Here is a 6,611-nt window from a genome sequence, read left to right on the forward strand (position 1 = left end):
CCCCGGATTTCGCTGCGCTCCATCCGGGCTACGAAGTTTACACCTCATGTCCCGGCGACTTCCGCGCCATGCGGTCGAACGCATCCAGCAGCCTCTCGCGCCAGGCATAGACTGGATCATCCGCTTCGAGCAGCTTGAACGGGCTGACCACGCGCGCCCATTGGAATCCGCCGAACACGATGTAGTCGGCGTAGTTCGGTGCCTGCCCGCCGAGAAAAGGCTGCGTCTTGAACGTCTGCCGCATGATCTCGAGCGATTTGCGGAACGCGACGACGCCCGCATCGCGGCCCGCCATGATCTCCTCGAGCGTCTTGCCGCCGAAGCGCGCCTCGCGCGACTTGCGGAAATAGGCGGCATCGACCTCATTCAGATTGTTCGGGATGTCGGCGATGATGAGCGGAAAGATGCCGCCGACGATGGCGATGTCGCCCCACGCATTGATCATGCGCGCCATCGCGCGGCCGCCCTCGCCGCCGAACAGCGACGGGCGATCCGGAAAAGTGTCCTCGAGATAGTTCGCAATAGTCCAGGAATCGACGATCGGCTTGTCATGATGCAACAGCACCGGGACCTTCTCCGAGCCGTGCGGCGCGATCGCGCTCTTCTCGGTGAAGCGCCAGGGCAGCGATTCCGCCGCAAGGCCCTTGTGCGCGAGCGCCATCCGGGTGCGCCAGCAATACGGGCTGAAGGGGCGCGCGGGATCGGTGCCGACGAGTTCGTAGAGTTTGAGCGACATTGAGCAGTGCTCCGTCATTGCGAGCGCAGCGAAGCAATCCGGGCTGCTTCCGCGAAAGACATTCTGGATTGCTTCGCTGGCGCTCGCAATGACGATGTGGAGAGAGGTGTGCGCGTCACCGCCCGTTCGCGCGCAACAGCCTCTCGCCGCCTTCCGTCACCGCGATCACCAGCCCGAGACCGGCAATCGTCTCGCGCGCGACGTAGCCGCGCTCGGCGGCGTCCTCCCAGATGGTGAGGCGCGGGCACGAGGTCTTCCAGGTCGCGATCACCTCGGCGTAGGCGCGTGGCTCGCGCGCCACCCATTCGACGAAGTCCAGCACCAGCGGATCGGCGACTTCGCTCATTGCAAACCTCCCTTATCGAAGGCGGCCAGAACCGGCGCACGCAGCAACAGCCAGCCGCCGTGGACGATGTAGTAGCAGGCGATGGTGGTGATCAGCATGTTCGACCAGGCGATGAACTGCTGGTCGGTCATGGCTTCGAGGATGCGCCGCGCCAGCGTGGTGCCGAGCATCGAGGCTGCGATCGCGACGACGGCGAGCACGGGATCGAGGCCCGCGGCCTGATCGATGATGCCGCCGAAATAGATCAGCTTGGTGAAATGGCTGACGACCTGGCACATCGCTTTCGTCGCCACCTTCTCGCGCCGGCCGAAATCGCCGCCGAGGAAGAAGGTGTCGAGCAGCGGGCCGGAGACACCGGTCATCAGCATCAGGCCCATGCAGATCGTGCCGTAGACCGTGCCCTGCCAGAGGCTATCAGGATCCGGCTTGATGTTCGCCGGCAGGAGCCGCGCCATGAACGGGGTGATGCCGAGCAAGAGCAGCGCCGTCGGCTTGTCCGGCACGTAGCGGGTCAGCGACCACGCCGCGAGTGCCACGGCCGCGCCGACCATATAGTTCGCAACCGGCCGCCAGCGGATATGCGCCCGCCACAGGAACGCGCGCCAGCCGTTCGAGGCCATCTGCGTGATCGCATGCAGCACCATCGCGGTCGGCAGCGGCATCAGCGCCAAGAGCACGCCGATCAGGATCAGCCCGCCCGCCATGCCGAACAGCCCCGACAGGAATGCCGTGGCCACCATCAGCAATCCGAGGGCAGCGATCATGATGGGCGTCACGAGGGAGTTCTCCGGTGGTAGCTCAACGTAAGGGACGAACGCTGCATCACTCCCTCCCCCCGCAAGCGGGGAGAGGCGAAGATCGCGGTCGCCGCCTGAAACACAACTTGGAATTACTCTCATTCTTGTGCCTCGCTTGCGCCTCTTCCGCAAACTGAGTTATCTTGCCCTGGCATCAGCTTTCCTGAGGGTGGGTCATTTGCGGCGGCTGCTGTTTCTCAACGGCATCAAGGCGTTCGAGGCGGCGGCGCGGACCGGCAGCTTTGCTGCGGCCGGGCTGGAGCTGAGCGTATCGGCGGCCGCCGTCAGCCGCATGGTGCACCTGCTCGAAGAGCGGCTCGGCGTCGCCTTGTTCGAGCGCAAGGCCAACAGGCTAGTGCTGACGCAGGCCGGCCGCGCCTATCAGAGCGGGCTGACCCCGATCTTCGATGCGCTGGCGAGCCTCACGGCGCAGGTGACGGCGCCGGCGAGCGTGCGCGTGCTCACCATCGGCGTCGGCCACACCTTTGCGATGCGCTGGCTGATCCCGCGCCTGTCGGAGTTTCGCAGCGAGGAGCCCGACATCGAGGTGCGCTTCACCACCGGCGGCGCCACGGTGCCGTTCGGCGAGGACTGGAATTGCGGCATCAAGCTCGGCACCGGCGACTGGCCCGGCCTCGTCGCCGAGCCGCTGTTCGCCGGCGACCTCACCCCGGTCTGCGTGCCGCGCCTTGCCGGCGGATTGAAGCGCCCGGCCGACCTGAAGGGACCGAGCCTGATCCGCGTCGCGCACTCACCCGAGGACTGGCCGATCTGGTTGAAAGCGGCGGGCACAGCGAGGATCAACGCGCGCGGGCCCGAGTTCCAGTTCTACGGCCAGGCGCTGCAGGCCGCGGCCGACGGGCTCGGCATCGCGATGGGCATCCGCCCCTATATCGACGACGATCTCGCGGCCGGCCGGCTGGTGGCGCCGTTCGACCTCTCGGTGCCCAAGGGCATGCGCTGGTACCTGCTCTATCGCAGCTTCCAGACCGAGCAGCGCGACTTTGCCGCCTTCCGCCGCTGGATCATGCGGGCGGCATCGGAACCCGCCGCCCGGCCGCGCCGGATCGGCCGTGCTGCAGCGCGGAACTGAAGGCGGGCAAAAAAGCCGCCCGCTTGTGAACGGCTTCACATCCCAAAATCCGCAGACGTGGTCTCGTGACCCTCCGAAAAGAAACGTGGGACCTACACTCATGACGACCCTCTACGACGGCTTTGACATCGAATCCTTCGAAGCTGGCAAGGGGCTGTGGCACGCGCGGATCCGCCGTGCCGATCTCAGCCCGGTGGCCATCGACGGCGTGCTGTTTCCGGCCATGGAAGTCGGGTTCGCCTGGCCCGATCGCGATGCCGCGATTGCCGATGCCAAGCACCACATCGATCGTTTCCGGCTGCGGGCCGGCGACGCCGACGAATAGGCGGTCCGCAGGCGGATCAGAGACAGGGCGGCGGAAAAAGGGGGAACCGGTCATGTCCATCATCGAAACCGATGCAGCGCGGCCGCGGATCTACGCCCGCGCAGTGCTGTCCAACTGCCCGGAATGCGACAGCGATCTCACGGTGCTCCGTGTGATCGGCGGCCGCGCCGGATGCGAGTACTGGACCATGCGCTGCACCGATTGCGGCGGCATTCATCTCGACATCCTCGAGCCGAATGTCGCGGCCGGAGACGACGAGGGGCCGCTGCCGGCGGCGTGAACCGCAGGGCTGCTGCCAACCTGCTGTCAGCAGCCTGCACGGCCACGGGCATTCACCCTTTATTGCGGGGCGGACTCGTCCCATATTCGCCTCATGGCGAAGAAACCTGCATCCTCCGAAAAATCCGGCAAATCTCCCAAATCCAAAGCTCATCGCCCCGACGTGCAGCCGATCGGGCCGGCGCTGGCCGAACTGCTCAATCCCGCGATCAATCGCGGCGATGCGGGCCTGGGATCGGGCACCGGCCTGCAGCCGCCGCCGGACAATTCGCGCGACCGCCGCGCCGGGGGCGAGGCCGCCGCGCATCGCGCGCGGGCTTCGACGCCGAAGGAGTTTCCGCAAGATGCGGCGCGGCCGATGCCGCTGCGGCCCAATCCGCAGCCGCCGGGCGCCCGTCAGTCCAGTGAGCTGGCCGGACTGGAGGATGCGCCGCAAGCCAATTACGGAACTGCGGCCACGATTCCGACGCTCGATCCGGAACTGGCGCGGCAGCTCGGATTGCCCACCGAGGAGGACGATGCCGAGGCGCTGGCGCGTCCGCCGCGGTCCAAGATGGAGGCGCTCGGCGTCAAGGCCACCGCGGATGCGCTGGAATCGCTGATCCGCGAGGGCCGGCCGGAGTTCCGCAAGGGCGACGGCTCCATGAAGGTGTGGACGCCACACCGGCCGCCGCGCCCGGAGAAGTCCGAAGGCGGTGTCCGGTTCGAGATCAAGTCGGCCTACGAGCCCAAGGGCGATCAGCCGACCGCGATCGCCGAGCTGGTCGAGGGCATCAATCGCAACGACCGTTCGCAGGTGCTGCTCGGCGTCACCGGCTCCGGCAAGACCTACACCATGGCCAAGGTGATCGAGGCGACGCAGCGCCCGGCCCTGATCCTGGCGCCGAACAAGACGCTGGCCGCCCAGCTCTATGGCGAGTTCAAGAACTTTTTTCCGGACAACGCGGTCGAGTATTTCGTCAGCTATTACGACTACTACCAGCCGGAAGCGTATGTGCCCCGCACGGACACGTACATCGAAAAGGATTCCTCGATCAACGAGCAGATCGACCGCATGCGACACTCGGCGACGCGCGCGCTGCTCGAGCGCGACGACGTCATCATCGTGGCGTCGGTGTCCTGCATCTACGGTATCGGCTCGGTCGAGACCTACACCGCGATGACCTTCGCGCTGAAGAAGGGCGAGCGCATCGACCAGCGCCAGCTGATCGCCGACCTCGTCGCGCTGCAGTACAAGCGCACCCAGGCCGATTTTACCCGCGGTACCTTCCGTGTCCGCGGCGACGTCATCGACATCTTCCCGGCGCACTATGAAGACCGCGCCTGGCGCGTGAACCTGTTCGGGGACACCATCGAGAGCATCGAGGAGTTCGATCCGCTCACCGGCCACAAGCAGGACGAGCTCGAATTCATCAAGATGTACGCCAATTCGCACTATGTGACGCCGCGGCCGACCTTGGTGCAGGCGATCAAGTCGATCAAGTCGGAGTTGAAGCAGCGGCTCGACCAGCTCCACAACCAGGGCCGCCTGCTGGAAGCGCAGCGGCTGGAGCAGCGCACCACTTTCGACCTCGAGATGATGGAAGCCACGGGCAGCTGCGCCGGCATCGAAAACTATTCGCGCTACCTCACCGGGCGTCGCCCCGGCGAGCCGCCGCCGACGCTGTTCGAATACGTGCCCGACAACGCGCTGATCTTCGCCGACGAGAGCCACGTCACTATCCCGCAGATCGGCGCCATGTTCCGCGGCGACTTCCGGCGCAAGGCGACGCTGGCCGAATACGGCTTCCGCCTGCCCTCCTGCATGGACAACCGCCCGCTCCGCTTCGAGGAATGGGACATGATGCGGCCGCAGACCGTCGCGGTGTCGGCAACCCCGGGCAGCTGGGAGCTGAACGAGAGCGGCGGCGTGTTCGTCGAGCAGGTCATTCGTCCCACCGGACTGATTGATCCTCCCGTCGATATTCGCCCCGCGCGCACGCAGGTCGACGACCTCGTCGGCGAAGTGCGAGCCACTGCGCAAGCGGGCTATCGCTCACTGATCACGGTCCTCACAAAGCGCATGGCGGAGGACCTCACCGAATATCTGCACGAGCAGGGCATCCGCGTCCGCTACATGCACTCGGATATCGACACGATCGAGCGCATCGAGATCATCCGCGATTTGCGTCTCGGTGCCTTCGACGCGCTGGTCGGCATCAACCTCTTGCGCGAAGGTCTCGACATCCCCGAATGCGCCCTGGTCGCCATTCTCGACGCCGACAAGGAAGGTTTTCTGCGCAGCGAGACTTCGCTGATCCAGACCATCGGCCGTGCCGCGCGCAACGTCGACGGCAAGGTGATCCTCTATGCCGACCAGATGACGGGGTCGATGGAGCGCGCCATCGCCGAGACCAACCGCCGCCGCGAGAAGCAGGTCGAGTACAACAATGCCAACGGCATCACGCCGGAGAGCGTGAAGAAGCAGATCGGCGACATCCTCAACTCGGTCTACGAGCGCGACCACGTGCTGGTCGAGGTCGGCGGCCACGACATGACCGACGACGTCATCTCGATCGGCCACAATTTCGAGGCCGTGCTGGCCGATCTCGAAACGAGGATGCGCGAGGCCGCCGCCGATCTGAACTTCGAGGAAGCCGCCCGCCTGCGCGACGAGGTCAAGCGCCTGCGCGCGACCGAGCTCGCCGTGGTCGACGACCCCACCGCCAAGCAGCGCACCGTCGCGACCAAGGCGGGCGCCTATGCAGGAGCGAAGAAATACGGCGATGCCGCCAACCTCCCGGTCAGCGCCATGAAGAACAAGAGTGCCGCAACCGCGCTCAAGGCCGGCGGGGCTAAGGGCTCCCGCGTGCACAAGCCGCATCTCGACGAGATGCACGGCCCGGAGTCGTTGCCCTATCGCGAGAGCCGCGCGCTGCCGTCAAAGCCGTTCGGCAGCACCAGCAGGATCATCCAGCCGACGGATTCGCGGCAGTCGGGACCGGAGTTCGGGCCCGCGCCGAAGTCGACGGGCGGGGCACCGGGGCGAAGGGGTG

Annotated in this window: 7 protein-coding genes; 4 read left to right on the forward strand and 3 right to left on the reverse strand. The window is 66.1% G+C overall.

What is annotated here, in order from left to right; genetic code table 11:
* Positions 1–37: 37 nt before the first annotated feature.
* From I6F28_RS28105 to I6F28_RS28115, 3 genes are all read right to left on the reverse strand, one after another.
* Positions 38–736, reverse strand: coding sequence for a glutathione S-transferase family protein (locus tag I6F28_RS28105; RefSeq protein WP_225142231.1), 699 nt, complete (start codon positions 734–736; stop codon positions 38–40).
* 115 nt (positions 737–851) lie between these two features.
* Entirely contained in the window at positions 852–1,082 is a 231-nt protein-coding gene (locus I6F28_RS28110; protein ID WP_225142233.1) for a hypothetical protein, read from the reverse strand.
* Positions 1,079–1,858, reverse strand: coding sequence for a TSUP family transporter (locus I6F28_RS28115; RefSeq protein ID WP_225142235.1), 780 nt, complete (start codon positions 1,856–1,858; stop codon positions 1,079–1,081). Before I6F28_RS28115 ends, I6F28_RS28110 begins: the two co-directional genes overlap by 4 nt.
* A 199-nt stretch (positions 1,859–2,057) precedes the next feature.
* On the opposite strand from I6F28_RS28115, the gene I6F28_RS28120 reads away from it, so the two are divergent.
* From I6F28_RS28120 to uvrB, 4 genes are all read left to right on the forward strand, one after another.
* The gene (locus tag I6F28_RS28120; protein ID WP_225126816.1) at positions 2,058–2,972 is read left to right on the forward strand and encodes a LysR substrate-binding domain-containing protein; all 915 of its coding nucleotides are present in this window, start codon (positions 2,058–2,060) and stop codon (positions 2,970–2,972) included.
* A gap of 100 nt (positions 2,973–3,072) precedes the next feature.
* A complete protein-coding gene (locus I6F28_RS28125) occupies positions 3,073–3,297 on the forward strand; it encodes a hypothetical protein (RefSeq protein ID WP_036040082.1) in 225 nt (74 codons plus the stop codon).
* A gap of 52 nt (positions 3,298–3,349) precedes the next feature.
* On the forward strand, positions 3,350–3,577 hold the full coding sequence (locus I6F28_RS28130) for a hypothetical protein (protein WP_109145304.1): 228 nt from the start codon (positions 3,350–3,352) through the stop codon (positions 3,575–3,577).
* 93 nt (positions 3,578–3,670) lie between these two features.
* On the forward strand, positions 3,671–6,611 hold a 2,941-nt coding region (gene uvrB / locus I6F28_RS28135; protein ID WP_225142237.1), incomplete at its 3' end, for an excinuclease ABC subunit UvrB.

This window comes from Bradyrhizobium sp. NBAIM14 (genome assembly GCF_020193895.1).
Classification (GTDB): Bacteria; Pseudomonadota; Alphaproteobacteria; order Rhizobiales; family Xanthobacteraceae; genus Bradyrhizobium; species Bradyrhizobium yuanmingense.

Bases quoted from the DNA above. Each gene is read 5' to 3' on its own strand.
- I6F28_RS28110 (WP_225142233.1), bottom strand. From the start codon at position 1,082: ATGAGCGAAGTCGCCGATCCGCTGGTGCTGGACTTCGTCGAATGGGTG.
- I6F28_RS28130 (WP_109145304.1), top strand. From the start codon at position 3,350: ATGTCCATCATCGAAACCGATGCAGCGCGGCCGCGGATCTACGCCCGC.
- I6F28_RS28125 (WP_036040082.1), top strand. From the start codon at position 3,073: ATGACGACCCTCTACGACGGCTTTGACATCGAATCCTTCGAAGCTGGC.
- I6F28_RS28105 (WP_225142231.1), bottom strand. From the start codon at position 736: ATGTCGCTCAAACTCTACGAACTCGTCGGCACCGATCCCGCGCGCCCC.